The sequence below is a fragment of the Pseudomonas sp. 1912-s genome, assembly GCF_029269205.1.
Classification (GTDB): domain Bacteria; phylum Pseudomonadota; class Gammaproteobacteria; order Pseudomonadales; family Pseudomonadaceae; genus Aquipseudomonas.
Genome location: NZ_JARIXR010000019.1, coordinates 36,839 through 62,279, shown reverse-complemented (window position 1 = coordinate 62,279; position 25,441 = coordinate 36,839). Strand labels below are relative to the sequence as shown.

Below are 25,441 nucleotides of genomic sequence, written 5' to 3'. Positions count from 1 at the left end.
CATTGCCGCAAGAGACAGCCTGCCCCGCGCAGCACCTTCCGATGCAAACCAACGGGCAATCGCCAAAAGAGTGGTCATGCCACCGCCCCACGCAGCAGATCGTCCTGGCTCAGGTCAAACCGTCCCAGCACCTTGACCTTGGACGAACTGCCCAACTCGGCAAACGACAACACCGGCACATGGTTGAACTCTTCCAGCAGCAATGTGCGCAAGGGGCTACGCAAGTCTTGCGCGACCAACAGCACACTTTTGCTCTTGGCACGCACGCTGAAGGCCTGCTTGAGCAAGCTCACCAGTACCGCACTGCTGTCGTTGTCGAGGGAAAAGAACACTCCGGTCTGAGTCTGGCGCAGTGCATCGCGCAGCACGTTTTCGCTGTGGGGCGACAACAACCAGGCATGCAGGCCATCGGCTTCGCTGTATTGGTGAAAAATCTGCGACTTGAGGGCGATGCGCGCATAGTCGGCCAACGCGTCCGGCTCACGCTCATGCTGGCCATACTCGATCAGCGCCTCAACGATCAGGCGTACGGCGCGCAGTGGCACACCTTCGCTGGCCAGGCGCTGCAACACTGCCGAGAAACGCGAAAGCGGCATGATGCGTTGCAACTCCTGCACCAGCTCCGGTTGGTTGAACTCAAGCCAGCTGAGAATCGACTTGCTCTCCTGGATCCCGAGAAACTGCGGCCCGCTCAGCAGCATCGCCCGGGTCATGCGCTCGATGATCAAACCCTCTGCCGTGGAGCGCTCCAGTTGCTCATCGTTGAGCAATGGATCATCCGGCGCCAACCATACCCAGTCTTGTTCGTCGCGCTCAGACAGGCCCTTGGTGCCCTCTTCAGGTTCAGTCGCGAGCGCGTCGTGGGCCACCGCAACCCGGTCCCCCAGAGTGGCCTTGATCATCGGCACTTCATGCACACAAAAACGGAACTCATCATCGGCCAGCGCGGGCGTGAACTCGACTTCAAACGGCGGCAGCGTCAGGCCAATTTGCGTGACCAGGCCATTGCGGGCCTGGCGAATGTCATGGGTGATCTGCGCCACCTGCGCACTGCCGTGCAAAGCGGCCGGGTACTGCAACAGGTAAGGCCGCGACGGATCAAAGCCGCGCAGATCTTCCTCACCATTGTTTTGTGGGGCGACCACGTCGGTGTTCGCGTGCTCCGGCTGCTCTCGCCTCTGGCGCTGACGCACCAGAAAGTAACCCAGGGAGCCGGTGATCAGCGAGATGAGGATAAACACCACCGTCGGCATCCCGGGAAGCGCCGCAAAGGCGAGCATCCCGACCGAGGCGATGATCCAGCTCTTGGGTTCGCTGGTCATTTGCCGGGCGATCTCTGCGCCCATGTTGTTGGTGCCCTTGTTACGCCCGGAAGGCGCCACACGGGTGATGATCATGCCGGCGGTCAAGGAAATCAGCAGCGCAGGAATCTGCGCAATCAGGCCATCACCGATGGTCAAAACGGAGTACAGCGCCATGGAATCGCCGGCACTCATGCCATGCTGGAACATGCCGGTGGAGAACCCGCCCAGCAAGTTGATCACCACGATAATCAGCCCGGCAACGGCGTCGCCCTTGACGAATTTCATCGCCCCGTCCATTGCCCCGAACAACTGGCTCTCGCGGGACAACTGCTCGCGTTTATCCCGGGCTTGCTCGCCATCGATCAGGCCGGCGCGCAAATCACTGTCGATGGACATTTGCTTGCCGGGCATCGCATCCAGGCTGAAGCGCGCCGCCACTTCGGCCACACGCTCCGAGCCCTTGGTAATCACCAGGAAGTTGACGATGGTCAGGATCATGAAGATCACCAACCCCACCGCCAGGTTACCGCCCACCACGAAGTTGCCGAAGGCCTCCACAATGTCGCCGGCGTCCTGCTCCAGCAGGATCAGGCGTGTGGTCGCAATCGACAACGCCAGGCGAAACATGGTGGTCAACAGCAGGATCGACGGAAACGAGGAAAACGCCAGCGGCCCAGGCAGGTACAGCGCCAGCACGATCAACAGGCACGAAATGCAAATGTTGACGGCAATCAGGATATCGACCAGCCAGGTCGGCAACGGCACGATAAAGATGAACACAATGCCCATGATCACGACCGCACCCAGCACCTCGGCGCGTTGTGCAACCTTGAGCAGCACCGTGTTGATTGCCCGCAATGCACTCATGGATGGTTGCTCGGCCACGCACCGACGTGCCGGAAACCTCGCTCACTGAGCGCGTACTCATCCATCACCACCATAAAACCCAGCAGGGCTTCCTGGCGCCCCTTGCTGTCGCGCCACAGGGCCAGGGGCAGGCTCCCGAACACGGGATAGAGGCTATTGAGCGACACCAACTGGTCGGATAGCGCCGCGCCACCCAACTCACTGGCCAGGCGCTGAATCTCGGCAGGCGCGATGCCCGTGCTCACGTACCCCAATAAACGCTGCAGCAGCGCGACGGCGTCCCGATCAATGCCCGGATGCACAGCGGCCATTCGAGCAATCAACCCCTGGCAACTCGACAAGACACTGCCCAACTGGCCGCAACTGCGCAGCCCCATCAGCAAGGTGCGCAACTGCGCAGTAGGCAGCGAAGGGCTATGCGCCGCAATGTCGTCAGCCAGGGCCCGGCGCATCAACTTCAACCCGTGGCCAAATTCATTGCCACCGAATAACCCCAACAACGCATTCATCATGCTGGCCAGCGATTGCCGGGCGACCACGCTGGCGTAATACACACTGCGTACCGCCTGCCGCAAGTGAGGGTCATCCATGCTCGCCTGCAACGCCAGCGCGATGTTCAAGCCCGCCTGGATTTGTGGCTTGAAGCGGATCTCCAGCCGGGCAAGCGCGTCGTTGGCCAGAGCCGCCTCGTTAGTGCGCGCTTGCGCTTGCGCCTGCGCGGCCACCTGCTTGAGCACAACAAAGGTACGGGCCGGGTCGTTTCCTGTCAGGTCCAGCAGCTTGTCGACGCTGGGCTTGAGCAACAGTTGAACCCTGACGTTGCGGGCGATGGTCGCCAGTGTCGCCTGTGCCGGATGGCCCAGCTGCTCATAGAGCTGGGTCAACTGCTCCACAGGCGTCACGCGCGTCCCCAACTGGCGCCGGCCCAAGCCCATACTGTTGAGTTCGACCTCCTGGCTAAACAGCGCCGCAAGGTCGTCGACGCCCGTCGTGCCGGACGCCTGGGAGCGTGGCCTCACATCGACGTTCGCAGGCGTATCCAGGCGCTGGGGCTTTTGTGCTTCAACGGGGGAATTGACGTTCATGTTCATGAGAAATGCCAGCACAGGAAGTTTCGTATCCGTGTGTGGCAAGCAACCCCGTTACGGTTCCATCTTTATCGGCGATACCGGGGCCTATGAAAAGATCGGCGCAAACCCGCGATGCTTTGTGCAAACACTTGCACAAAAAGGCACTGAAACAAGATATTTACCTAACATTATCAACGACTTATGAGTTTTTTTCGTTTGGCACAGGCAGTGCTAACAGGGTTCCCGTCGAAATCATTTCGACCGTCTACCCTGAGGAGAAAATCATGGATATTCCTATCGATGTTTTAGTTCACCTTACACCTGACCCGCACCGCTCCATCCAGAACCTGTCGGAAGACCACCACAAGAAACTCCGACGATTCATTCATAAACGCGTGCTCAACCCGGAAGATGCAGACGATATTCTGCAGCTGACGTACCTGGAAGCCTGGCGCAACCGGGACCGCTTCAGCGGCCAGGCCACACTCAGCACCTGGATGTGCGGAATTGCCCAGAACCTGATTCGCAATCACTTTCGGCGCCTGTACGCCAAACCCGTGCATTGCGAGTTCGATGAAGCCCTGTGGCATGGGCAGGAAGACAACAACAACCTGGACTGGCAGTTCGAGGTCAACCGCAAGCTCGAAAGAACCCTGCGGGCGATCACGCATTTGCCGGTGGAAATGCGCAAAACCCTCTACGCCTCGCTGGAGACCGACGGCAGTTACCAGGACACCGCCGACGCCATGGACATCCCCATTGGCACCGTGCGCTCACGGTTGTCCCGGGCGCGCGAACAACTGAAACGGGCCACCTACAACCCGCTACAGCCGTAAATCGGGGCACCGACACAACGCCGATACCCTTTGCAGGAGCAACTGATTTACCCGTTTGATGCAAGCGTTGGGCAGCAAGGATACCTGCCCGACTCGATTGGCTTGAAGTCAGGCCTTTTTGGTACGCGGCAACAGAATCGCCAACACCCCGAACAGCGGCAGGAACGAGCACAACGTGTACACGTACTCGATACCGTGGATGTCTGCCAGGTGCCCCAGCAGCGCCGCACCAATCCCGCCAAAACCAAACATCAAACCGAAGAACACCCCGGCGATCATCCCCACATTGCCCGGCACCAGCTCCTGCGCGTACACCACAATCGCCGAGAATGCCGAGGCCAGGATAAAGCCGATCACCACACTCAGGATGCTGGTCCAGAACAGGTCCACATGGGGCAAGATCAGGGTGAACGGTGCAACGCCGAGGATCGAGAACCAGATCACCGCCTTACGGCCGATCTTGTCGCCAATCGGCCCGCCAAAGAACGTCCCCGCCGCCACCGCGCCCAGGAACAGGAACAGATGCAGCTGGGAACTGGCCACCGACAGGTCGAACTTCTCGATCAGGTAGAAGGTGAAGTAACTGGTGAAACTGGCCATGTAGAAGTACTTGGAAAACACCAGCAGGCCCAGCACCACCAGCGCGCTCAGCACCCGCCCCTTGGACAGGCCATGAGTGGCCGCCTGGCCTTGCTTGAGCTTGAACAGGTTCAAGTGGTTGGCGTACCAACGGCTGATCGCATACAGCACAAACAACGCAAACACCGCGAACAGGCCGAACCAGGCCACATTGCCCTGGCCGAACGGAATGATGATCGCCGCCGCCAGCAACGGGCCAAAGGCCGAGCCGGCGTTACCGCCCACCTGGAAGGTCGACTGCGCCAGACCATAACGACCGCCCGACGCCAGACGCGCCACGCGGGAGGCTTCCGGGTGGAAGGTCGACGACCCGATACCAATCAACCCCGCCGCCAGCAGGATCAACGGGAAGCTGCCCACCTGGGACATCATCAAGATGCCCACCAGCGTGCAGATCATCCCGCAGGGCAACAGGTACGGCTTGGGATGGCGGTCGGTGTAATAACCCACCCATGGCTGCAACAAGGATGCGGTGAGCTGGAACGTGAGGGTGATCAGGCCGACCTGGGTGAACGTCAGGCCGTAATTGGCCTTGAGCATCGGGTAGATCGAAGGCAGTACCGACTGGATCAAGTCATTGATCAAATGCGCCAGCGCCACCGCGCCGATCACACGCATCACCAACGGGCTGGTTTGCCCGGCAGCAGGCGTCGTAGCCACGGAGGGCTGGGAATTGCTCAGAGCCATGGGAGGTTTTCCGTACAGCAGATGGATGCACAGGTGCAGGTGCGACAATGTGCCACTTTTGGGGGCAGGAAGGCTATCCCGTTAGCAGGCTAACGACTAGATGAATCGATGCAGCGGTCATGGTTTGTAAAGGGCCAGCAAGATGAATCCCTTTAATTTGCGGGACGTTTCCTAGAGAATCTTTCGGCCTTGTGCCTGGGGGAGTCGGTGGCTAGTCTTCGGTCCGTCGCTGGTTTTCAGTGATCGGGTTTAGTCGCCCGGACCTATATCAGGCGCATGTTCCCATGAGGTTTCATGGTGGCTGTGCGCAGGGCACCTTCGGGTGCGCCGGGTTTTCCTGATTAGCCGGTCGACTAACCTGCGTACAGCCGCCACCCTTCGTTTAGTCGCGAACGGTACGGCTCCCAGTTAATCAGGAGCTATGCCATGTTTAAAATTGTCCCCGATCCACCCCGTGACCAAGCCAAAGACCGCGCCGCCTTCAACCGAGCGCTAGACCACTACTTGCCGACCGACCCGCCGCAACCGTCGACGAACTTCTACGCCATCAGCGACGACATCAGCTTCGAAGACTCGCTGCTCTACACCGCCGACCTGCTGCACAGCGCCTCGGCCACCGCGCTCGACTGCGGCGAACAGCTGCAAAGCCCCGAGCGTGCCAAAGTCCTCGCCGTGTGGCACCTGCTGGAAATCGCCAAGGCCATGGTCGACCGCTCGATAGAGTGCCTGCACCCGCGCAAAACCTGACGATCAACACCGAACAAATGTGGGAGCTGGCTTGCCGGCGATAGCATCACCTCGGTATCAGGGATACACCGAGGTGCCTGTATCGCCGGCAAGCCAGCGCCTACAGAAGATTTTTGTGAGGCCGGGACCTGCGCAAACCCCAACCGCTCGTCACCAAACCCGGTGTTTCCCGTTAAACAGTTGATAGCGTAGATAAATTTTCAAAAAAAGCGCTTGACGCATTCCCGTTCTCCGCGAATAATGCGCGCCACTTGGCTACATAGCTCAGTTGGTTAGAGCATAGCATTCATAATGCTGGGGTCCGGGGTTCAAGTCCCTGTGTAGCCACCAAGTACTAAAAACGGCTTACCGAAAGGTAGGCCGTTTTTTTATGCCTGAAGAAAAGTACACTGCCCCACCACATGGAGGTGACGCATGACATTCCCCGCCACCGGCATCCACACCGACCGGCTTTTACTGCTCCCCGCCCACCCTTCCCACGCACGCGCCGTGCAAGCGTACCTGCTGCAAAACCGCGATTTCCTCCAGCCTTGGGAACCGTCGCGTGATGACGCCTTTTTCGAACTGGCCGCCATCACCGAACGCCTCGAAACCCTGGCCGACAAAACCGCCAGCGGTGAAGCGTTGCACCTGCTGATATTCAGCCACGGCAACATCATCGGCGCCTGCAACTTCAGCAATGTCGTACGCGGTGCGTTCCAGGCCTGTCACCTGGGTTACGCGCTGAGCGAGTCCGCCCAAGGCCAGGGCCTGATGCAGGAAGCGCTGACGGCGGCGATTGCCCATGTGTTCGACGCAATGCAACTGCACCGAATCATGGCCAACTACCGCCCGGAGAATCAGCGCAGCGCGCGCCTGCTGGCGCGGCTGGGGTTTGAACGCGAGGGTGAAGCGCGGGCGTATCTCAAGATCAACGGGGTTTGGGCGGACCATGTTCTGACAGGCCTAGTAAACCCTGCGGATTATTAAGACTCATATGTAAATAAACCAGCATTCATGAGTATCACGTCAAAAATCCAAAACGTAGCCGCCATGGTTACTGCTCGATGAATATCTAGGCTCCGCAGGGCTAATAAAATGGTGAGAACACTGGGCCTGATAAATCCTTAGCGTGCCAGGCATCACTAGGCATGCTCTAGGTAAATTTTCGCCGGTGGGTCTCGTTCGAATTGCCTTAGCCCCAATCAATGCCCCAACGCCAGTGTGAGAAACGGTGTTTTTGGCTGGATGCTCGACAAGTATTTACCAAGGACTCCAAAAACCTAATAGCAGTCGGTGAGTGGATAAACAACTTGTTCATCTTGAGCGGGAAACTGACCGACCTACCGATTCGGCAAACAATTCGTTGCAAAACTCAGCGGAAACGGCCTTGTGCCACCATCGATTTAGCGTCTACGATCACTATGCAGGGCGCAACGATAAAGTACGTAACTCAGAAAACAAACACCACGCAGTATCCGTTGGACAGGCTGGCGTTTTAATTTCTGCCCTCCAGGACTCGATCTATTCATCAAATGCAAGGAGCGCGATATGCAATACGTAGCATGCTTAAGGGTAGGACAAAACGACATAAAAGCCCTCACCAATCTGGAGCCTGAAAGAAGAGATGTATTCACTCCCTTATTAGATATGAGAGGAGATGACGACCGGCACTTGCAGACATTTTTAGCAAACTGGACTGATCACCCATTTTTCCTAGACGTCTCCAGAGTAAGAAAAGATGTCGCGGAGGATTTCATTGTGGGTAATGACCTACACAACCCTAGCGCGGCCTTCGAAAACAAACAACAATTCTTTCTCAATACGAAACTAACAAACAACCACATAATCCCAGTAATATCATGGACCGACGACGACCCGCAGAGAGATGTTATTCAACTAGCACTTTCCGCAGAGCGGAACTTCAATCAAATTGCAATTCGAGTCTTTTGTCCTGAAAAACCAACCCCAACATCTTGGGCCAGACTCTTATCAATTCTGGACGCTCTAAACACCCCTAACTTCTCCCATGTAATATTAGACTTTGGCGCTACATCACCAGCAAGCACGGCTGCCGGCTCTGAGTTCAACCATATTTTAAAACAGCTTAACGGTTATAACTTACAAAACATAATACTGCTGAGCACGTCATTCCCTATCGACAAACCAGCGTCGAACACCTCTCGGTCTTCTGCTTGCTATGATGTCGCTTGGCAGTCGAATATTGACTGCAATGGCGTAAATCCGAGCCCTGTGTACGGCGACTACGCGGCTACAAATCCGACTGCACCCATGGAGTACGTCCCGGGGATGCCGGTACTACCGTTTGGATGTTATTACACCCCGACGGAATGGTGGCAAAGACGGAAAGGCGGTAATAAAGAGTTTGTAAACTATATCGAAATAGCAGAAGAGGTTAGAAACCTGCCAGGTTACCACGGTGATGATTTCTGTTGGGCTACCCGTGAATATTCCCGAATAGTCGCAACCTCTAGCGGATATGGGAATAATGGAACATGGAACGGCTATAGAATTAACCAGCATATCTGCGCCATAATTCTATCTATCACGGACGACACCAACGAGGAGTTTGAAGATTTAGATCTCGATGATTTAATCTAAGAATATCTTTTCTTTAGAGATCGCAAAACGCACGCTCTAATATCTGACAACGGGAGTGCGCCACTTACTTTATGGCGCACCTCCTTAATCAAATCCTTGCTACGTACATCAATACCGAAGTTCTTAGCAAGAGAGTCAAGCTCTTCACGCCACAAAAAACCGGTCAAATGAAATTTATCCTGCGACCTATTTGATTTGGCGCTTCTTACCATTGCCATTCCTGAATAATCATCCACTACCAGTATACCTACAGTGGAAATAGAAACTTCTAGAGCCTTTATCAAGTGTTTCGAATGACAGCAAAGCCATACCTCGTCAAAACAGGCTAAATAAGCTTCTTGCTGTCCGCTCCACCTAGTCAGAGTATCGGCGTGAGATTTTATCTCAAATGCGCTCAACTTTCCGTTTGCATGAACGAGGTCGGCACGCCGAGCCTTATCAATAAAGCAGAGTTCCTCAATGAACACATCATGAGCATCATGGGGCATCACTCGCGTGATCCACTGCTTAAGGAGAGGCCGTATTTCGGTTGGATTTAGCATGGAGCGATTATAGCCTTCGATTTTAAAGTCTTCACAGTAGATCTGACGGGCGCTCGACGAGAGGATGTCCTCCCCCCCGGCAAAACCGAGCAGCTATCGCATCAACAAATCTTAGCCCGCGTTCGAAGCAGCCAAACGCTAATATCGAGGAAGCCTAGTCCGTGATGCGCCTTTGATCGTGATAATACGTAAAACCCGGCTCACCGCGAAGATAGGCCCATCCCTTCAACTGGTCACATCGGCCGGCTTATGCCGCACCTCGGCCCCAATCCCCATAAACCTGCGCACCCGCTCCCCCGCCGCTTCTTGCCGTATCACCTGCGGCGCCGCATCCAGCTGCACCTTGCCGTCTTCCATAAAAATCACCCGATCCGAAATCGACATGGCGAAGTCCATTTCATGGGTGACGATAACCATGGTCATCCCTTCGTTCGCCAGGTTGCGGATCACACTGAGCACCTCGCCCACCAGTTCCGGGTCCAGTGCCGAGGTGGGCTCATCGAACAACATGATGTCCGGCTCCATCGCCAGCGCCCTTGCGATAGCCACGCGTTGTTGCTGGCCGCCAGATATCTGGTGCGGGTATTTGCCGGCATGGGCCAGCAGGCCGACCTTGTCCAGTAACTGGTAGGCGCGCTGTTCACTCAGGCGCTTTTGGCTGCCGTGGTAACGCTGGGCCAGGGTGATGTTGTCGAGGATGTTGCGGTGAGGGAAAAGGTTGAAGTTCTGGAACACCATGCCGATGCGCCGAACACCTCGGCGGATTTGCGCGTTATTGGGTTTGTCGTGGGGGCCGATAAAGCCTTCGCCGAACAGCAGGATCTTGCCCTGGTCGATGGCTTCAAGGCCGTTGATGGTGCGGATCAGCGAGGTCTTGCCCGAACCTGAAGGCCCGATGATGGAAATCACTTCGCCGGACTTCACTTGCAGGTCGATGCCTTTGAGCACTTGATGCTCGCCGTAGCATTTGTGGATGTTGTTCAACTGCAACGCCGGGGTCGCCGCCGGCTGCGCGCTGCGCACCACCGGCACTTGGGTGTCGAGGGTTTTGCGCAGGGCGGCGGTGGCGGTTTCGTTGAGGCTTTGGGGTTTGCGTTTGCTCAGGTCCAGGTAGTTTTCAAGCCACTGCAACAGTTGGCCGAACACCGTGACAATCAGCACGTAGTACACCGCGACGGCCAGCAAGGTTTCCATCACCAGGAAGTTTTGCGCATACAGCCGCTGGCCAACGGTGAGGATTTCTGTGAGGGAGATCACCGAGATCAGCGAAGTCAGTTTGACCACGGTGATGTATTCGTTGATCAGGGTCGGCAACGCGATGCGAAAGGCCTGGGGAATCACGATCAGCCGTTCGATGCCCACGGTGCCGATACCCAGCGCACGACCGGCTTCTTTCTGGCCCTTGAGCACCGAGATCAATCCGCCGCGATGGATCTCGGCCATGTACGCCGACTCGGTCACCACCAGTGCGATTAACCCGGAGTAGAAGGGGTTTTGCAGCAACGAGCCGCTGACCGGGAACATCTGCGGTGCGTTGTACACGAACACCACTAATACGAGCAGCGGCACGCTGCGAAAGAACCAGATATACACCGCCGCCGGCGCGCTGAGCAGGCGGTTTTTCGAGAGCTTGGCCGAGGCCAGGAAAAACCCCAACACCATGCCGATGAACCAGCTCAAGGCACTCAGTTCGATCACCACCAGGCAGGCGTCCCAGAAGGCCCGCATGGAAAACAGCGAGACGAAATACGACCAGTCAAATTGCATAAGAAACTCCCATCGCCGCCCGCGTCGGGGCGGCATCGCCCTAAAGGAAAGTCAGTCGGGGATCGCGTCGAGGTTGTATTGCTTGAGGATCGCCGCGTACTCGCCGCTGGCTTTGCTCTGGGCCAGGGCTTCGGTCAGGGCCTTGAAGGTCGCGTCGTTGCCTTTCTTCACGTAGATGCCGAGGGTCTGCGGGTAGATCAGCGTGTCGGAGGTGATCATCACCCGCCCGCCGGTGCGCTTGACGATCATCTCGGCCGCGCCGCCGATTTCTACCTGGGCTTCGATGTTGCGCGACATCAGGGCCTGGGTGACTTCCGGGGAGTTGGGGTATTGGTTGACGGTGATTGCGCCCTTGTTGTTGGGCAAGCAGTAATCGCTGGAGAGCTGCAGGAATTTGGCAACCCAGGCGCTGCCTTGCAGCAGGCCGATTTTATGGCCGCAAAGGTCTTCAGGCTTCTTGGCATTCAGCTCACTGCCCTGGGGCGCCAGGATCGACGCGCCAGCCTGTGCATACGGGATGGTCTGCGCCTGGAGCTGGCGCTCGGGGGTGATGTAGATACCGGAAATCACCGCGTCGTAGTGCCCGGCGTTGAGGCCCATGATCAGGTTGGGGAACTTGGTGTCCAGCAACTGGGTTTTCAGGCCCAAGTGCGCGGCCATGGCTTGGATCAGCTCCGGGTCGGAGCCGACGACTTTGTCGCCGTCGTAGGACTCGAACGGCGGGTAGGTGATTTCCATGCCGATTTTCAGCACACCGGGGGTGGCAGTGACATCGGCCTGGCTCTGGCCGATGCACAGCAGGGACGCGGCGAACAAGGCGGCGCGGGTGATACCGGGGGTTTTGGCGAACATAGGTAAGGTCTCGATCTTATTGTTGTTGGATGAAACGCTCGGTGCAGCGGGTGATTACTCGTCGTCCCTGGCCGGAATCCACCACTCTTCGCCGCGTACGGTGCTGATGTATTCCGGCCAGCGGAAGCGGTGCGGTACCTGGAAGTCTTCCGGCAACAGCGGCGCCTGCCACTGCGCGCCGCCGATGCCGCCGCCGGTGCGTTCGTTGAATTCGCGCTGGGCGGCGTGCAGCAGGTCGGGCTGGGTGAACAGGTCGATCAAGGAGGTACCGATGGTTTTGGCGGCGACATTGATCATCGGGTCGATGGTCTGGCGAATGCCGCCCAAGGCGTTGGAGACCCAGTCCGGGTAGGTGTAGCCGGACGGCGCCGAGAGCATCGGGCGCGCTACGTACAGGCGTACCGTCGGGCAATGCCAGGTGTATTCGGGGTAGTCATCGGAGGTCAGGTATTTTTGCCAGGCCGGCATTTGCAGGCGCAGTTGCCGTTCGCACTCGCGGGGTTCCATCAGCGCTTCGGTGGCCGGCAGGAAAGGTTTATCCATCGGGTCGAGATTTAGGTTGGCCTGGATTTCCTGGGCGATGGCGATGGCTTCAGCGTCCCAGGTCGGAGCGCCGATGGCGGCCAGGTTGTCGTAGGTGGCCTGGGCCATGACGTGGTTGGCCAGGCCGCCACGGGACTTGCACACCCAGGTCTTTTTCCACTGACAACCGGTGGCCAAGCTGACCGCCGCCGCGTTGTTGTCCATCACCTGGGAAATGGTTTCGGCCTGCTCGATGGAGTCGCAACGCAGCAGGTATTGCACCTGGGCAATGTGCGGCGGCAGGTTGTCGGCGGTGGCCTGGCCGGCGGTGAGGATGGCTTCGTTGAAGCTCCACAATCCGGTGAAGGGCAGTGTCGAACGGCGCAGGCTTTCGTTCAGGGTGTAGAAGTGCACCAGCGCATCGTTGGCACCGGGTGCGCGGGCAGCGAGGTGGTTCTGCGGGATCGGGCTGTATTTGTCGGCGGCAATCCAGTTCTGCGGCTCTTCGCAGGTAAAGGTGTAGATGTAGGAATAGGCGATGCCGCAGTGGGTGTCCCAGGTGGTGGTGTTGTTCAGCGGCAGCATGTAGGTGGGGTGAAAGCTGATGGCGGCGTCGAGGTCATCGTAGTAACCCTTGGCAGCGTGCACCGGCTTCGAGGCGCGGAGTTTTTCCGCCGGCTCGCCGAAGAACTTGATGGTGCCCTGGATGCCGAATTCAAGCATCGCGGCCTTGGCTGCCAGGGTGCCGCCGAGGGCGCTGATGCCGAGGGCCGAATGCGGGTCGGTGTGGCCGGGGGCGAATTTGGACAAGCTATCGCGGGGCATTTTTTTCGTGGTCGCGGCCTGGCAGTTGCCGGGCACCGCGTCGTATTCGGCGTAGGTGGCGAGCACCGGGCCGTCGCCCAGGGTGAAGGTGGCGCAGAACGCGGTGGGCATCCCGCCGCTGCCCTCTTCGACGGTGAAGCCTTCCTGGCGCAGCAACTCGACGTACCAGGCGCACGACTTGTACTCACGAAAGGCCGGCTCGGCGAAGTGCCAGATGGTCTGGTGCCAGTCGGATAATTGCTGGCGGTGAGTGTCGATCCAGTCCAGCACAAATTGCTTGTGTTGCTGCATTGCGGCTACCTCGGCTTTTTTATTTTTTTAGAGTTCGAGACGGTCACGCCGGTGTCTCGTTTCGCCTTAGTATTGGTGAAGGGAAATAAACAACAATCGAAAAAAATCGCCGCTTATTGAGTAAATAGTTTTACCTTTTACCCACACCGACGATGCCTTTAGACTCCAGAAAAAACAGGAGCATGAGCCAATGCGATTCCCCTCGATGACGGCGTTGCGCGCCTTTGATGCCGTGTCGCGACTGGGCAGCGTCACTGCAGCGGCCGTGGAGCTGAACCTGACCCGAAGCGCTATCAGCCACCGCATCAACACCCTGGAGGAAGGCCTGGGTTACGCGCTGACCGAGCGCACCGGGCGAGGCATCAAGTTGACGTACGAAGGCGAGCGTTATGCCCGGGAAGTGCACAAGATTCTGGCCAGCACCCAGGAGGCCGGGCGGCGTTCCGACGACGATAAATTCACCGGGCCGTTATGTGTCAGCTGCAACCCGGGGTTCGCCACGTATTGGCTGTGCCTGCACATCGGCTCGTTCCTCAAGCAATTCCCCAAGGTGCGCCTGAAGATCATTTCGCCACGCTCCGTCGAAGACACCAGCGACACCAGCGCCGACGTATTCATCGCCTATGGCGTGGGTGACTGGCCCAACCAGGTGACGCGCCAGGTGGTGGGCCTGCACTACTTTCCGGTGTGCAGCCCGCGCCTGATCAATGGCAGCCCGGGTTTGAAAACACCCCAGGACCTGGCGGCCTACCCGCTGCTGCACATGAATGACTATTCGGACTGGCGCACCTGGCTGGGGGCAGTCGGTGCCACCGGCATAGACGTCACCGCCGGCGTGTTGTTCACCGATGCTCACTGCGCGATTTCCGCGTGCATTGCCGGCCAGGGCGTGTCGATCGGCGACAACCTATTGGCCGGTGACGCGTTGACGCGAGGGTTGCTGGTGCGGCCGTTTGAGCTGTCGATCCACTCCAATCGCGGCTACTACCTGGTGGCCGACCCGTTGAAGGCAGAACGGCCAGTGGTGAAGGCGTTCAGTGAGTGGCTGACGCGGCAGGTGTATGCGACGACGCCGAACATGAGCGGTATTTTTGCGCCGGAGCCGGATGCCGGAAAATAGGACACCTTATTTGGGCCGTTACCCTGGTGCATAAGTAAAACGGTCCTTGTGCCTCTCTTTGCTACAGAGGTTTGCCATTAGGCTTAAAGTAGTCTGTCAGCTCAATTATTGGGGGGTGCAACAGAAAAGCAGTAGACAGGTTCGCAAGTAACATATAAAGCCCTCCGAGGACTTCGCCTTTATGAGCGTCGCTGTCAGCCTCCCAGATACAGTAAGCACTTGCATTTTCACCTTTCTGCTTGGGCCACAAGAAATCGTTATCCTTGTAAATATAGAACCCTCGCTCCAAATTAATTATCATGTCCGGACCATGCTCTTCAAGCGAATACTCCGGCCCCGCCTCCTCCTTATACCTGCCAATCAGGTGACACAGTGACTCTTTTGTAGCGCCCTTATAGGCAAAGACTATATAGGGGGTTTTCTTTAAATTTGTCTTGCGCTCTTCGTACTTGAACTCTAGTTTTACGCCTGCCTTATCAAGCTTGTCGACCAATTCATAGTCCGACCTAAGCTTTTCAAACCGCACCTTAGTGTCATTCAACCCTAGAATTATCTCATCACGACGTAGCGTCTTTAATCGTTGGCTTGCAAGCATGCACTGAGACATATCACTAGCGTTCAAAACCGACTTCACCTCAATAGCCGCCATCACTGCATCTATAAATGCCAAATGGAAGTCGTCAATCAACGGGAGCCTTGGACAATGCCCGGCATAAATAATCAAATCCATTTGCGATGATCGATTATCGTCGCAATCTATTATTTCACCGGTAAAAAAGTCCACCACCTTAGGTAAATGAGACTTTAGAAAATTTCTGGCCAAGGCTTCACGCCCATACCCCTTGATATCCCTATGCTCGGCAAGAGAAAACTTTTCGGAGAGTTGCAACAACTCACCTCTCACCTGGCTGAAATGCTTGGATATCAACTTATCCACCATCAGACTATTCTCCAAACTTACTCTTCAGCCCCGGGACAAGGATTCACCAACTCCGAATACTCAAACTCCGTGAAATACGGAATCTTTGTCCCCGGGATCATCCCTCCGCCGTACTTCTTCTTGCCGCTCGGCCTGACTGCTTTCGCGCCGGCACCGATCAACAACGGCTGACCATCCGCCAGCAAATAATCCACCATCTCCCGGTGCATCGCGCCGTTCCATTGCTTGTCGGCATTCAGCGGCAGCAACACGAAGTTGGAGTCCGCCGTGAACATGTTCAGCGCTTCCGCAGCTTCCCGGGAAGTGGCGGTATGGCCGCACAGCACTTCGGCGGTTTTCAGGGTGTAGGCCGGCACGTACCGGCTGCTTTGGTACTTGCTCAGGATCAGCCCTTTGCGGGTCAGCACCGCTATGCCTTGCTCGGCATGGCAGATCGCCTCGTCGCCATACTGCAGTTTGCAGAAGTTGGTGTAGGAGATGTCGATGATGTCACTGCCGGAAACGCCCAGGTCCTGCTGTATCTGCGCGCGGGCTTCAGGGGTTTGGTAGGGGATGCTGCAGCCGCTCAACAGCAGTGCGGCAACGACGAAAACCAGCGGTAAAGTACACATGAAAACTCCAAAAAAGATGAGGCGTGGCAATCCATTAAATCTCTACCGGTAAAACCAGGTCCTTTTGCCCTTCCACTGTCACGTCATAAATCTTCTCGCTGCACACCGAGAAGCCCTGCAAATCAAACTCCACCAGATAGGTTTTGTTAGCCTTCGGCAGGAAGCTGCGGGACAACGGTCCGCACTTTTCCAGGGTATAGGACGTGCCGCGATCATTGCGCCAGTTCGCAACGCCCTCTACCACGGTCACCTGATCCGCCGGCACCAGCGTCTCCCGGAACGGCCGGACCTGATAGAGCCCGTGGGCCAGCCCCTTGTACAACCCGCGGGCAAACGCCGGCATTTGTTGCTCTTGGGCATCATTGTAAACATTCCCCACGCTGCTCAGGTTTCCCGCCGGGCCAACGCTGAAATGCACCTGTGATTCAGTGCTGAGCATTCTGAAAATGACTTTTGCATGATGGTCGTCTGCCGTCAGTACGACCGGCTTGGGTTTGGCCGGGGGCGGGCCTTTATGAGAAGAACACCCCGTTCCAACAGCAGCCACCAGGCACAACGGAATGACCCACGCAAAGGAACGACCCATAGATAAATTCAGACTCTGTTAAATGCCATGAAGGTTAAGTGCTGGATAGCTTAATGCCATCACCCCGCAAAGTATCGCTTCCCGCCCATGTGCCTCGCAATATTCCCCCGCCGCCGAAATTCCACTACTGCCGAACAACCTGAAAAAAGGAGCTACACATGGGTTTTCTCGCCGGATCCCTGGGCCCGGAAGGTACGCGGGTTAACGCGGTGTCTGCCGGGCCGATCGCACCCTCGCCGCTTCCGGCATCAAGAATTTCCGCAAGATGCTGGCGGCCAACGAGGCGCAAACGCCGTTGCGGCGTAACGTCACCATTGAGGAGGTCGGCAACGCGGGCGCCTTCCTGTGCTCGGACCTGGCGTCGGGAATCAGTGGGGAAATCATGTACGTGGACGGCGGTTTTAATACCACCGCCATGGGCAATCTCGACGAGTGATCTTCAGACCGCAACGGTGCCCCGCTGACTGGGGCGCTGTTGCATCAAACCCCTTGCCGCACAAAACACTGCTCCACCACCGACTTGCCCCACTGCTGCCCTTCCTGCTCCGACACCAGCACAAAGCCCGCGTTTTCATACAGCTTGCGCGCCACGTCCAGGCCCTTGAACGTCCACAACCGCACTGCCGGGAACGGGTGCTGATCACAGAAATCCACCGCTTCTTTCAACAGCCGTTTACCTAACCCCTGACCATGGGCCGACGGGTCCAAAATAAAGCAGCGCAGGATCGCCTCGCCGTTTTCGCCCTCGCCATCAATGGCAATCGAGCCGACGATCTGCGCGCCATCCAGCACCGTCCACACTTCGTTGCGCGGGTTGGCCAGGCGTCCCATCAGCTCGGCCATGTCCGCCGCCACCAGGCTTTCGAATGGCTGGCCAAAATTGGCGTGTTTGGCGTAATACTCGGCATGCATCTGCGCGATGCGCCCGATCACGCCCGGCCGGTAGCCACGGGCAATGCGGTAGTGCCGGGGTTGCCGGGCGCCGGTGCGCTGGGTTTGCAGGGCGCCGGCGTATTGATCCAGCCCACGACTGACGGCCTGTTGCTGCTCGCTGGACAGGTCGGCAATCGCCTCGCCCACCTGGCGCCGGGCAAACGCTTCGATCTCGCCCAGCGTCTTTTGGCCTCGCGCGGTGAGCCGCAGTTTTTTCGAGCGGGCATCGTCCTCGTTGGCAAACTCTTCCAGTTCGCCCGCCTCGATCAGCTTGCGCACCATGCGGCTCACGGACGACTTTTCCAGCCCCAGCAAGGTGACCAGTTCCGCCGCCGTCAGCGCGCCGCGCTCGCCGATTTCAACAATCGTGTGCACCGATGACGGTGGATAACTGCTGGCCGCCAACTTCGGCTGCATAAAGCCCAGCTCTCGCACCATCAGGCGCGAGGCAGAGCGGATCTGATCGATAAGGTCTGGCCTGGAACGGTTCACGGGAAAACCTCTTGCCCGATTGAAGAGGTATATAGTTGTACCGCACAACCAAATACAGATCAATCTCCCCTCTCGCAAACCGCTGAGGTACATTCCCTCCCCACGGACAACAGATCATTCTCAAATGAACGGAGTCATCGCGTGTTTTCGATTTTCCACCGTCAACGCCTTACCGCCCTCTCACTGATTACCACTGCCCTCACCCTCGCCGCCTGCCACAGCGCCACCGCGCCCGAACTGCCGCCCGCCCCGGAACTCGGCTCGGGCTATCGCACCGACATGAGCACCCGCCACGCCGAGCGCCATATGGCGGCGGCCGCCAACCCGCTGGCGGCTGAAGCCGGGCGCGAGATCCTGCGCAAAGGCGGCTCGGCCATCGATGCAGCAATTGCCATGCAAGCCGTGCTGACCCTGGTGGAGCCGCAGTCGTCCGGGATCGGCGGCGGCGCGTTTATCATGCTGTGGGACGGCAAAAAGGTGCAGGCCTATGACGGTCGCGAAACCGCACCGGCGGGCGCTACCGAGCGGTTGTTCCTCAACGCCGACGGCACGCCGATGGCGTTCCCGCAGGCACAGATTGGCGGGCGCTCGGTGGCAACGCCGGGCGTGTTGCGCGCCCTGGAAATGGCCCACAAAAAGACCGGTCACCTGCAGTGGGCAACGCTGTTCGAGCCGGCCATTCGCCTGGCCGAACAGGGTTTCCCGATCTCGGCGCGCCTGCACAGCCTGATCGCCGCCGACCGTTACATGAGCCGCTCGCCGGAAATGACCGCCTACTTCCTGAACGCCGACGGCAGCCCCAAGGCCACCGGCACGCTGCTGAAAAACCCGGCGCTGGCCAACGTCTTCAAGCGCATCGCCAAGGAAGGGCCGGACGCGCTGTACTACGGCCCGATTGCCGAAGAAATCACCCGCAAGGTGCAGGGCAACAGCAACGCCGGCAGCCTGACCCTGACTGACCTCAAGGGCTACAGCGCGGTTGAGCGGGCGCCGTTGTGCACCGACTACAAGCGCTGGAAAGTCTGCGGCATGCCGCCGCCGTCGTCGGGCGGGATCGCCATCGCGCAGATCCTCGGTACGTTGCAGGCCCTGGAAGCCCGCGACCCGCGTATGACGCTTGCGCTATTGAAGCCGGTGAAGAACGACTCTCCCGCAGGCCTGGAGCCGGTACCCGACGCGGTGCACCTGATCGCTGAAGCCGACCGCCTCGCCTATGCCGACCGCGCCCAATACGTGGCCGACTCGGACTACGTGCCGGTGCCGGTTGCCGGGCTGGTGGCGCCGGATTATCTGGCCGGCCGTGCCGCGCTGATTGGTGAGCGCAGCATGGGCGTCGCCAAGCCGGGCAAGCCTGCCGGGATTCAGGTGGCCTACGCGCCGGATCGCTCGCCACTGCGCATTTCCACCTCGCAAGTGGTGGCGGTGGATGACGTGGGTGGCGCGGTGTCGATGACCACTACCGTGGAGTCGGCATTCGGCGCCCATGTGATGGTCCAGGGCTTTTTGCTGAACAACCAGATGACCGACTTCTCGTTCATCCCCGAAGAAAATGGGCAACCGGTGGCCAACCGGATCGAGCCCGGCAAACGCCCGCGTTCGTCGATGGCACCGACGCTGGTGTTTGATCGCCAGAGCGGCGAGCTGGTGGCCACGGTCGGTTCCCCGGGCGGTTCGCAGATCATCGAATATGTGAGCAAATCCCTGGTGGCCATGCTCGACTGGAACCTCGACCCGCAAGCCGCCGTCGGCCTGCCCAACTTCGGCAGCCGCAACGGGGCGACCGAACTGGAAGCCGGCTTGTTCAGTGCGCCATTGAAACAGGCGCTGAAGGACAAGGGCCACGCCCTGAGTGAAATCGACATGACCAGCGGTGCCCAGGCGATCGTTCGAGTGCGTGATGCCCAGGGCAAGGTATCGTTGATCGGCGGGGCGGACCCACGCCGTGAAGGCGAGGCCCTCGGGGACTGATGTGACTCACTGGAGAGCTGCGCGTGCACAAGGCAAATAACCTCGGCGCCCTGGTTGGCGTCGACCATGGGTTCTGTTCGATTGACGATCCATTGCGGCCTGACGACGTGTTCATCTGCAAGCAGGTGCACAGCGCCACGACCATTGAATGGAGCGCGGAGCTTACGGCCAATACGGTTGAAGCCGATGGGGTTTTCAGCCGGGATGTGCAGCCGATCGCGGTGATCACTGCCGACTGTTTGCCGTTGCTGATGGCCTCGGAGAGCGGAGATTTTGTCGCGGCAATTCATGGCGGCTGGAAGGGGCTGCAAGGCGGGATTATCGCCAATGCCATGCAACGGTTTACCGCCGAGGGAGTGGCGCTGGACCAATTGCGGGTTGCGATCGGGCCGTCGATCAAGCCTTGTTGTTATGAGGTGAGTGGCGAGTTTGTCGCGCAGTTGCAGGCGAGCCAGGGTCACTTATGGCCGGACGGGAATGCGCCGTGGACGTTCGAGCAGCCGGGGCCGTTGTTGGCACCGCAGATTCAGCCGCCAGAACCCAGGCAGGCCTTGAGTGCGTGGTTTGATTTGAGTCGTTATGCGCTGATCTTGCTGGAGACGGCGGGAATCAGGCGTGAACAGGTCGAGGTGAGTGAGGTGTGTACGTATTGCACCTCGCCGGCGTTTGCGAGTTATCGCCGAAGGACCCATGACAGCACGGAGCGCAAGACGTTGTTGTATTCGTGGATTGCTCGCGCAGAGTTATGGGAAGCCCCCTACAGTTCTCGTAGCTACTAGCCTTGGGGAGCCCATAGGCTGTCATCTTTTGCGATACAACGCTTCTTGAATACCACTCCATCCGCTGACATTTCCTGGCCCCGCCATTCCTTGCCAGAGGCTACGTCAAAGACGTAGAATTTTGCGTGTTAACGATCATCGAGTCGCCACTATTCAGCAAGCTATGGCCCGATTACTGGACCGAAGAAGAACGGGGTATTTTTATGGCTTTTCTCGCCAACCACCCCGACTCAGGAACTGTCATTCCAGGCTCTGGTGGTTGCCGAAAAGTACGCTGGAGCCTTGAAGGCCGAGGCAAGAGCAGCTCAGTGCGGATCATCTACACAACACAATTGGCGTGTGGTGCACTGGTTGCCCTGCTGATTTATGGCAAAGGTGCCACCGAGAATATTCCCGCGCATGTCCTCTACAAAATCGCCAAGGAAATGAACCATGCCACTCACTGAGAAACAACTTAAGGAACGTGACGCCAAACGCAACATCGGCGAGGAATTGCTGGCTGCCGTTATTGATGTCAAGGAAGGTCGTCATGGCCAGGTCCATCACGTCGAAATCACCCAAGCCGCCGAGGCCCGAAGTAAAACTGGGCTGTCGCAACCCAAGTTCGCCGAATTGCTGGGAGTCTCTGTACGAACGCTTCAAGAATGGGAGCAAGGCCGCCGCTCTCCGTCCGGCGCAGCACGTTCATTGCTGCATATAGCAGCCATCAGGCCGGACGTTTTTCGAGAAGTCCTCAGTAACGCCTGATGGCATTCCTGGGCTACCGGCTGATCTTCAGCCCCTTACGCCCCGCATGCCGCTCCAGCGCCAGCTCGATCAACCGGCTTACCAGCTCGCTGTAGCTCATGCCCGCCGCCTGCCACAACTTGGGGTACATGCTGATGCGGGTAAAACCCGGCAACGAGTTGATCTCGTTGATCAGCACCTCGCCCTCGTCCGTCAGAAACACATCCACCCGCGCCAGCCCGGCACAGCCCAACGTCTCAAACGCTTCGATGGCCAAGGCGCGAATGCGCTCGCTGTCTTCAACACTGATGTCCGCCGGCACCACCACCTGGGCCGCCTGGTCATCGATGTATTTGCTGTCGTAGGAGTAGAAACCGTCCCGCACCACGATCTCGCCGCAACCACTGGCGATGGGATTCTCGTTGCCCAACACGGCGCATTCGATTTCCCGGCCTTTTACCGCCGACTCCACCAGCACCTTTTCATCAAACCCGAGGGCCAGTTCTACGGCGGCCTGATATTCAGCCTCGCTGCTTACCTTGCTGACGCCCACGGATGAACCCTGGTTCGCGGGTTTCACGAACATCGGCACTCCGAGTTTCTGCCGGGCTTGTTCGAAGGTGGTTCGCGCCGCCGTGCGACGGTTGAGGGTGATGAACGGTGTCACGGCAATCCCGGCATCGCGCAGCAGGCGTTTGCTGATGTCCTTGTCCATGCACACGGCCGACCCCAGCACATCGGAGCCGACAAACGGCAAGTCCGCCATGCGCAGCAGGCCTTGCAGGCAGCCATCTTCGCCGAGGGTGCCGTGGACGATCGGGAAGATCACGTCGACATGTTCCAGGGTGGCCTGGCTGGCGGTTTCCACCAGTTGCTGGCTGGCCTTGCCCGGCACCACGGCCAGTTCACGGTTGGATTGATTGAGGGCGATCAGCGCCGGGTTTTCCTCGTTGAGCAAAAAGCCCGAGGTGTCGTTGAGGTGCCAGTGGCCGGCCTTGTCGATGCCGATCAGGATCGGCTCGAAGCGCGAACGGTCCAGTGCATCGACGATGTTGCGCGCCGATTGCAGCGACACTTCGTGCTCGGCCGAACGGCCACCAAAAATAATCCCTACCCGCAGCTTGCTCATGATCGGCCTCACGTTTGAAAGTAAGGCTTCTTACCATGAGCCGTCAGCGATTCGCTACCAGCGTGGCCCCGAACAGCACATAACAACCACCGGCAAACCGGTCCAGCCACTTGCGCGAGCGGCTGTAGACGTTGGCCATGCGTTCACTGGAAAACACCAGCGCCACGCAGGAATACCAACTGAACGACAGCGTCGCCATGGTGATCACGGCCAGGGTCAACAGCATCGGCGACGGTGACTGCGGCATGGTGGACGCAAAGATCGTCGCGACGAACAGCGCCGCCTTGGGGTTGGACAGGTTGCCCAGCAAACCCAGGCGCCAGGCAGAGAACAACGAGCGACGCGGTTCGTCGGGCAACAGGTTCTGGGCCATCGACGGTGCCGAGCGTTTGAACAGCTTCAACCCCAGGTAAATCAGGTAGCAGCCGCCGATGATCTTGAACGCCAGGTACAACATGGGCGCTGCAGTGAACAACGACTTGATCCCCAAGCCGCCTGCCAGACCCCACATCACGGTGCCGGTGGCCACGCCAGCCGACGCCACCACGCCATGGCGGCGTGAACAACTGGCGGCCAGTTGCGCGGTGTTGAAGAAGTTCGGGCCGGGCGTCACCACCGCGACGGTCCAGAGCAAGGCCAGCGACAACAACGGCGCGGCATACGGCAGGCTGGGGAAAAGCATCGATTGATCCATCCTTAAGGGAATTAAAAGAGCCTTGCCGTTTACAGCTCAGGTTCGGGTTCGTGCACCAACAGGTCGCCCGGCTGACACTCCAGATACTTGCAGATTGCGTCCAGGGTCGCCAGCCGTATGCCCTTGACCTTGCCTTGCTTGAGCAATGACAGGTTTTGTTCGGTGATACCAATGGCGGCGGCCAGGTCCTTGGACTTGACCTTGCGCCGGGCGAGCATAACGTCCAACTCAATGACAATAGACATGCTGTTCTCAAACAAACGTGCGGTTTTCAGAATCCACTTCACTGGCCTGCCACAGGATACGCGCGATCACCGAGATGCAGCCGGCGAGAAACAGCGCAACGATGCTGGGCGGGGTAAAACTCAAGGTGAGCAGCCGCTGGCCAACCGGCTCATTCATCGTGACCCAGACACTGAGCAATGGCTCGCACAGAAAATCCAGCAACACCCACAGTGCCACGGCCCGGCCTACTTTACCCAAGTGCTGGGCGGCGGCGCTGGAAAAATACTCGCCACGGGCATAGTTCTGAAACAGCTGGCGCAAATGATTCAAGCCCGACACCAGCGCCATCAGGGGAATGCTGGAGAGCAGGACACCGCCCAGGGTCTGCCACCAAGGGAACGCCGCCACCATCTCGGCCCGCCCCTCGATCTGTTGAGCACTCAAGGCGAAACCAAACCCGACCGAAGCGCTTTGTACCGGGTAAAGCCACGCGGTGGTATTGAGCAGCAGCATCGCGACAATCAACAGCAGGGTGAGCAGTGCCATGCGCTGGCTAAGTTGGGCAAGACGTTGGGAATTCATGGGTAAGCCTCGGGGGTTAATGTGAGGCGAAAAATAAACGATAAATTATCGTAAAACAATCATTTTTTAATGATTTGCGATATCCACGTATAAATCGTATCCCTGCCTCCGTCGTTCCGGTGCTGGCACAATCGTTCAAGACCACGGCAGACAGCCCGGTCACACTGGGTTAACGTATTTGCGTCCCGACTTGCGGCTTTCACCATGACCAAACCCTCTCTCGACTGGCTGCACCGCGCGCCCCACGCCAGTGGCCTGGAGCGTATCGAGGCGTATTTTGCCGGGTTTGGCTTCGACCCCCATCGCCATGACACCTACGCCATCGGCCGCACCCTGTTCGGCGTGCAGAGTTTTCACTATCGCGGCGGCATGACCCACAGCCTGCCGGGGCGGACCATGGTGATCCATCCCGACGAAGTGCATGACGGTTGGGCCGGCAGCGAGGAAGGCTTCAAATACCGGATGATCTACGTGGAGCCGGCGCTGATCCAGCAGGTGCTCGGCGGCAAGCCGTTGCCGTTTATTCCCGGCGGGCTGTCCAGCGACCCGTGGCTGTACCGCGCCAGCGAAGTGTTGCTGCAAAGCCTGGATTGCCCGATTGATCCGTTGCAGGAACAGGACGCGATGTTTGACCTGGCCCAGGCGCTGAACAATGCGTCGGGCATCACGGTGAACCGCAAGACCTTCGACTACCGCGCCGCCGAGCGCGCGCGGGAATTTATCCACAGCGCGCTGGGCAGCCCGATCACCCTCGATGAGATGGCGGAATACGCCAACCGCGACCGCTGGGCGTTGTCGCGGGATTTTCGATTGTTGTTTGGTACCAGCCCTTATCGCTACCTGACCATGCGTCGCCTGGACCTGGTGCGCAGCCTGCTGGGCCAGGGCCAGTCACTGGTGGATGCCGCGCTGACCGCCGGTTTCACCGACCAGAGCCACATGACCCGCCAGTTTCGCAGCACCTTCGGCATGCCACCGTCGCGCTGGGTGAAGATGCTCGGGCGCTGAAAATCCCGCCTTTGGAATACAACCAAAAATGTGGGAGCGGGCTTGCTGTGGTGAGCGGGCTTGTTGTGGCGAGCGGGCTTGCCCCGCGTTGGGCTGCG

25 protein-coding genes, 1 tRNA gene and 1 pseudogene are annotated in these 25,441 nt (G+C 58.5%); 12 read left to right on the top strand and 15 right to left on the bottom strand.

Annotated features, from left to right (window positions below; genetic code table 11):
• Nucleotides 1-74 precede the first annotated feature (74 nt).
• Nucleotides 75-2,171 (bottom strand): type III secretion system export apparatus subunit SctV, encoded by a 2,097-nt coding sequence (sctV, locus tag P3C29_RS21900; protein WP_275965426.1) that lies wholly within the window; start codon nt 2,169-2,171, stop codon nt 75-77.
• Complete coding sequence (sctW, locus tag P3C29_RS21895) at nt 2,168-3,256, bottom strand: type III secretion system gatekeeper subunit SctW (protein WP_201121978.1); 1,089 nt, start codon at nt 3,254-3,256, stop codon at nt 2,168-2,170. Before sctW ends, sctV begins: the two co-directional genes overlap by 4 nt.
• A gap of 269 nt (nt 3,257-3,525) precedes the next feature.
• On the opposite strand from sctW, the gene P3C29_RS21890 reads away from it, so the two are divergent.
• Nucleotides 3,526-4,077 (top strand): RNA polymerase sigma factor, encoded by a 552-nt coding sequence (locus P3C29_RS21890; RefSeq protein ID WP_201121815.1) that lies wholly within the window; start codon nt 3,526-3,528, stop codon nt 4,075-4,077.
• A 108-nt stretch (nt 4,078-4,185) separates the two neighbouring features.
• Here the strand turns inward: P3C29_RS21890 and P3C29_RS21885 are convergent, their stop codons facing one another.
• Nucleotides 4,186-5,403 carry an MFS transporter gene (locus P3C29_RS21885; protein ID WP_169387095.1) on the bottom strand — a complete coding sequence of 406 codons (1,218 nt, stop codon included), beginning with the start codon at nt 5,401-5,403 and terminating at the stop codon, nt 4,186-4,188.
• A 426-nt stretch (nt 5,404-5,829) separates the two neighbouring features.
• Between P3C29_RS21885 and P3C29_RS21880 the strand changes: the two genes are divergently transcribed.
• From P3C29_RS21880 to P3C29_RS21865, 4 genes are all read left to right on the top strand, one after another.
• Nucleotides 5,830-6,150: a hypothetical protein gene (locus P3C29_RS21880; RefSeq protein WP_010177056.1), complete on the top strand. Its 321-nt coding sequence runs from the start codon at nt 5,830-5,832 to the stop codon at nt 6,148-6,150.
• Between the two features lie 253 nt (nt 6,151-6,403).
• Nucleotides 6,404-6,480, top strand: a tRNA-Met gene (locus tag P3C29_RS21875).
• Nucleotides 6,481-6,564: 84 nt separating this feature from the next.
• Nucleotides 6,565-7,119 carry a GNAT family N-acetyltransferase gene (locus P3C29_RS21870; protein WP_275965425.1) on the top strand — a complete coding sequence of 185 codons (555 nt, stop codon included), beginning with the start codon at nt 6,565-6,567 and terminating at the stop codon, nt 7,117-7,119.
• Nucleotides 7,120-7,680: 561 nt separating this feature from the next.
• Nucleotides 7,681-8,751 (top strand): hypothetical protein, encoded by a 1,071-nt coding sequence (locus P3C29_RS21865; RefSeq protein ID WP_275965424.1) that lies wholly within the window; start codon nt 7,681-7,683, stop codon nt 8,749-8,751.
• Here the strand turns inward: P3C29_RS21865 and P3C29_RS21860 are convergent.
• The 4 genes from P3C29_RS21860 to P3C29_RS21845 all read right to left on the bottom strand — a co-directional run bounded on the left by P3C29_RS21860 (nt 8,748) and on the right by P3C29_RS21845 (nt 13,550).
• The gene (locus P3C29_RS21860) at nt 8,748-9,293 is read right to left on the bottom strand and encodes a sce7726 family protein (RefSeq protein ID WP_275965423.1); all 546 of its coding nucleotides are present in this window, start codon (nt 9,291-9,293) and stop codon (nt 8,748-8,750) included. The genes P3C29_RS21865 and P3C29_RS21860 overlap by 4 nt on opposite strands.
• A gap of 225 nt (nt 9,294-9,518) precedes the next feature.
• A complete protein-coding gene (locus P3C29_RS21855; RefSeq protein WP_275965422.1) occupies nt 9,519-11,060 on the bottom strand; it encodes an amino acid ABC transporter permease/ATP-binding protein in 1,542 nt (513 codons plus the stop codon).
• A gap of 51 nt (nt 11,061-11,111) precedes the next feature.
• Nucleotides 11,112-11,912, bottom strand: a complete 801-nt coding sequence (locus P3C29_RS21850) for an ABC transporter substrate-binding protein (protein WP_275965421.1) — start codon at nt 11,910-11,912, stop codon at nt 11,112-11,114.
• Between the two features lie 54 nt (nt 11,913-11,966).
• Nucleotides 11,967-13,550, bottom strand: a complete 1,584-nt coding sequence (locus tag P3C29_RS21845; RefSeq protein ID WP_275965420.1) for an amidohydrolase — start codon at nt 13,548-13,550, stop codon at nt 11,967-11,969.
• A 190-nt stretch (nt 13,551-13,740) separates the two neighbouring features.
• Here P3C29_RS21845 and P3C29_RS21840 point away from each other — a divergent pair, with 190 nt between their 5' ends.
• On the top strand, nt 13,741-14,670 hold the full coding sequence (locus tag P3C29_RS21840) for a LysR substrate-binding domain-containing protein (protein ID WP_275965419.1): 930 nt from the start codon (nt 13,741-13,743) through the stop codon (nt 14,668-14,670).
• A 61-nt stretch (nt 14,671-14,731) separates the two neighbouring features.
• Here the strand turns inward: P3C29_RS21840 and P3C29_RS21835 are convergent, their stop codons facing one another.
• Genes P3C29_RS21835 through P3C29_RS21825 form a run of 3 tightly spaced genes read right to left on the bottom strand, consistent with a single transcriptional unit; the run spans nt 14,732 to nt 16,807 of the window.
• Complete coding sequence (locus tag P3C29_RS21835) at nt 14,732-15,610, bottom strand: DUF6602 domain-containing protein (RefSeq protein WP_275965418.1); 879 nt, start codon at nt 15,608-15,610, stop codon at nt 14,732-14,734.
• 17 nt (nt 15,611-15,627) lie between these two features.
• Nucleotides 15,628-16,221: a hypothetical protein gene (locus tag P3C29_RS21830; RefSeq protein ID WP_275965417.1), complete on the bottom strand. Its 594-nt coding sequence runs from the start codon at nt 16,219-16,221 to the stop codon at nt 15,628-15,630.
• A 34-nt stretch (nt 16,222-16,255) separates the two neighbouring features.
• Nucleotides 16,256-16,807: a hypothetical protein gene (locus tag P3C29_RS21825; RefSeq protein ID WP_275965416.1), complete on the bottom strand. Its 552-nt coding sequence runs from the start codon at nt 16,805-16,807 to the stop codon at nt 16,256-16,258.
• A 164-nt stretch (nt 16,808-16,971) separates the two neighbouring features.
• Between P3C29_RS21825 and fabI the strand changes: the two are divergent.
• Nucleotides 16,972-17,243, top strand: a pseudogene (gene fabI, locus P3C29_RS21820) (enoyl-ACP reductase FabI); the annotation flags it as partial.
• A gap of 44 nt (nt 17,244-17,287) precedes the next feature.
• Here fabI and P3C29_RS21815 read toward each other — a convergent pair.
• Nucleotides 17,288-18,178: a bifunctional helix-turn-helix transcriptional regulator/GNAT family N-acetyltransferase gene (locus P3C29_RS21815; RefSeq protein WP_207201834.1), complete on the bottom strand. Its 891-nt coding sequence runs from the start codon at nt 18,176-18,178 to the stop codon at nt 17,288-17,290.
• A 195-nt stretch (nt 18,179-18,373) separates the two neighbouring features.
• Between P3C29_RS21815 and ggt the strand changes: the two genes are divergently transcribed.
• The 4 genes from ggt (at nt 18,374) to P3C29_RS21795 (ending at nt 21,726) form a co-directional block, all read left to right on the top strand.
• Nucleotides 18,374-20,200 (top strand): gamma-glutamyltransferase, encoded by a 1,827-nt coding sequence (gene ggt / locus P3C29_RS21810; RefSeq protein ID WP_275965415.1) that lies wholly within the window; start codon nt 18,374-18,376, stop codon nt 20,198-20,200.
• 23 nt (nt 20,201-20,223) lie between these two features.
• Complete coding sequence (locus P3C29_RS21805) at nt 20,224-20,979, top strand: polyphenol oxidase family protein (RefSeq protein ID WP_275965414.1); 756 nt, start codon at nt 20,224-20,226, stop codon at nt 20,977-20,979.
• Nucleotides 20,980-21,104: 125 nt separating this feature from the next.
• Nucleotides 21,105-21,425 (top strand): transcriptional regulator, encoded by a 321-nt coding sequence (locus P3C29_RS21800; protein ID WP_087693782.1) that lies wholly within the window; start codon nt 21,105-21,107, stop codon nt 21,423-21,425.
• Complete coding sequence (locus P3C29_RS21795; protein ID WP_010177068.1) at nt 21,412-21,726, top strand: helix-turn-helix domain-containing protein; 315 nt, start codon at nt 21,412-21,414, stop codon at nt 21,724-21,726. The genes P3C29_RS21800 and P3C29_RS21795 overlap by 14 nt, the downstream gene beginning before the upstream one ends.
• 13 nt (nt 21,727-21,739) lie before the next feature.
• On the opposite strand, the gene ddlA is transcribed toward P3C29_RS21795, so the two are convergent.
• The 4 genes from ddlA to P3C29_RS21775 are packed head-to-tail and all read right to left on the bottom strand — an operon-like array spanning nt 21,740 to nt 24,335.
• Nucleotides 21,740-22,834, bottom strand: coding sequence for a D-alanine--D-alanine ligase (gene ddlA, locus P3C29_RS21790; protein ID WP_010177069.1), 1,095 nt, complete (start codon nt 22,832-22,834; stop codon nt 21,740-21,742).
• A 43-nt stretch (nt 22,835-22,877) separates the two neighbouring features.
• On the bottom strand, nt 22,878-23,516 hold the full coding sequence (locus P3C29_RS21785; RefSeq protein WP_010177070.1) for a LysE family transporter: 639 nt from the start codon (nt 23,514-23,516) through the stop codon (nt 22,878-22,880).
• 41 nt (nt 23,517-23,557) lie between these two features.
• Nucleotides 23,558-23,773, bottom strand: coding sequence for a helix-turn-helix transcriptional regulator (locus P3C29_RS21780; protein WP_010177071.1), 216 nt, complete (start codon nt 23,771-23,773; stop codon nt 23,558-23,560).
• 7 nt (nt 23,774-23,780) lie between these two features.
• Entirely contained in the window at nt 23,781-24,335 is a 555-nt protein-coding gene (locus P3C29_RS21775) for a DUF2975 domain-containing protein (RefSeq protein ID WP_010177072.1), read from the bottom strand.
• A 204-nt stretch (nt 24,336-24,539) separates the two neighbouring features.
• On the opposite strand from P3C29_RS21775, the gene P3C29_RS21770 reads away from it, so the two are divergent.
• Nucleotides 24,540-25,343 (top strand): AraC family transcriptional regulator, encoded by an 804-nt coding sequence (locus P3C29_RS21770; protein WP_275965413.1) that lies wholly within the window; start codon nt 24,540-24,542, stop codon nt 25,341-25,343.
• The last annotated feature ends 98 nt before the right edge of the window (nt 25,344-25,441 follow it).

Excerpts from the sequence above, each read along its gene's own strand:
- sctV (WP_275965426.1), bottom strand. The coding sequence starts at position 2,171 with ATGAGTGCATTGCGGGCAATCAACACGGTGCTGCTCAAGGTTGCACAA.
- sctW (WP_201121978.1), bottom strand. The coding sequence starts at position 3,256 with ATGAACGTCAATTCCCCCGTTGAAGCACAAAAGCCCCAGCGCCTGGAT.
- P3C29_RS21890 (WP_201121815.1), top strand. The coding sequence starts at position 3,526 with ATGGATATTCCTATCGATGTTTTAGTTCACCTTACACCTGACCCGCAC.
- P3C29_RS21885 (WP_169387095.1), bottom strand. The coding sequence starts at position 5,403 with ATGGCTCTGAGCAATTCCCAGCCCTCCGTGGCTACGACGCCTGCTGCC.
- P3C29_RS21880 (WP_010177056.1), top strand. The coding sequence starts at position 5,830 with ATGTTTAAAATTGTCCCCGATCCACCCCGTGACCAAGCCAAAGACCGC.
- P3C29_RS21870 (WP_275965425.1), top strand. The coding sequence starts at position 6,565 with ATGACATTCCCCGCCACCGGCATCCACACCGACCGGCTTTTACTGCTC.
- P3C29_RS21865 (WP_275965424.1), top strand. The coding sequence starts at position 7,681 with ATGCAATACGTAGCATGCTTAAGGGTAGGACAAAACGACATAAAAGCC.
- P3C29_RS21860 (WP_275965423.1), bottom strand. The coding sequence starts at position 9,293 with ATGCTAAATCCAACCGAAATACGGCCTCTCCTTAAGCAGTGGATCACG.
- P3C29_RS21855 (WP_275965422.1), bottom strand. The coding sequence starts at position 11,060 with ATGCAATTTGACTGGTCGTATTTCGTCTCGCTGTTTTCCATGCGGGCC.
- P3C29_RS21850 (WP_275965421.1), bottom strand. The coding sequence starts at position 11,912 with ATGTTCGCCAAAACCCCCGGTATCACCCGCGCCGCCTTGTTCGCCGCG.
- P3C29_RS21845 (WP_275965420.1), bottom strand. The coding sequence starts at position 13,550 with ATGCAGCAACACAAGCAATTTGTGCTGGACTGGATCGACACTCACCGC.
- P3C29_RS21840 (WP_275965419.1), top strand. The coding sequence starts at position 13,741 with ATGCGATTCCCCTCGATGACGGCGTTGCGCGCCTTTGATGCCGTGTCG.
- P3C29_RS21835 (WP_275965418.1), bottom strand. The coding sequence starts at position 15,610 with ATGGTGGATAAGTTGATATCCAAGCATTTCAGCCAGGTGAGAGGTGAG.
- P3C29_RS21830 (WP_275965417.1), bottom strand. The coding sequence starts at position 16,221 with ATGTGTACTTTACCGCTGGTTTTCGTCGTTGCCGCACTGCTGTTGAGC.
- P3C29_RS21825 (WP_275965416.1), bottom strand. The coding sequence starts at position 16,807 with ATGGGTCGTTCCTTTGCGTGGGTCATTCCGTTGTGCCTGGTGGCTGCT.
- P3C29_RS21815 (WP_207201834.1), bottom strand. The coding sequence starts at position 18,178 with ATGGTGCGAGAGCTGGGCTTTATGCAGCCGAAGTTGGCGGCCAGCAGT.
- P3C29_RS21795 (WP_010177068.1), top strand. The coding sequence starts at position 21,412 with ATGCCACTCACTGAGAAACAACTTAAGGAACGTGACGCCAAACGCAAC.
- ddlA (WP_010177069.1), bottom strand. The coding sequence starts at position 22,834 with ATGAGCAAGCTGCGGGTAGGGATTATTTTTGGTGGCCGTTCGGCCGAG.
- P3C29_RS21785 (WP_010177070.1), bottom strand. The coding sequence starts at position 23,516 with ATGCTTTTCCCCAGCCTGCCGTATGCCGCGCCGTTGTTGTCGCTGGCC.
- P3C29_RS21780 (WP_010177071.1), bottom strand. The coding sequence starts at position 23,773 with ATGTCTATTGTCATTGAGTTGGACGTTATGCTCGCCCGGCGCAAGGTC.
- P3C29_RS21775 (WP_010177072.1), bottom strand. The coding sequence starts at position 24,335 with ATGAATTCCCAACGTCTTGCCCAACTTAGCCAGCGCATGGCACTGCTC.
- P3C29_RS21770 (WP_275965413.1), top strand. The coding sequence starts at position 24,540 with ATGACCAAACCCTCTCTCGACTGGCTGCACCGCGCGCCCCACGCCAGT.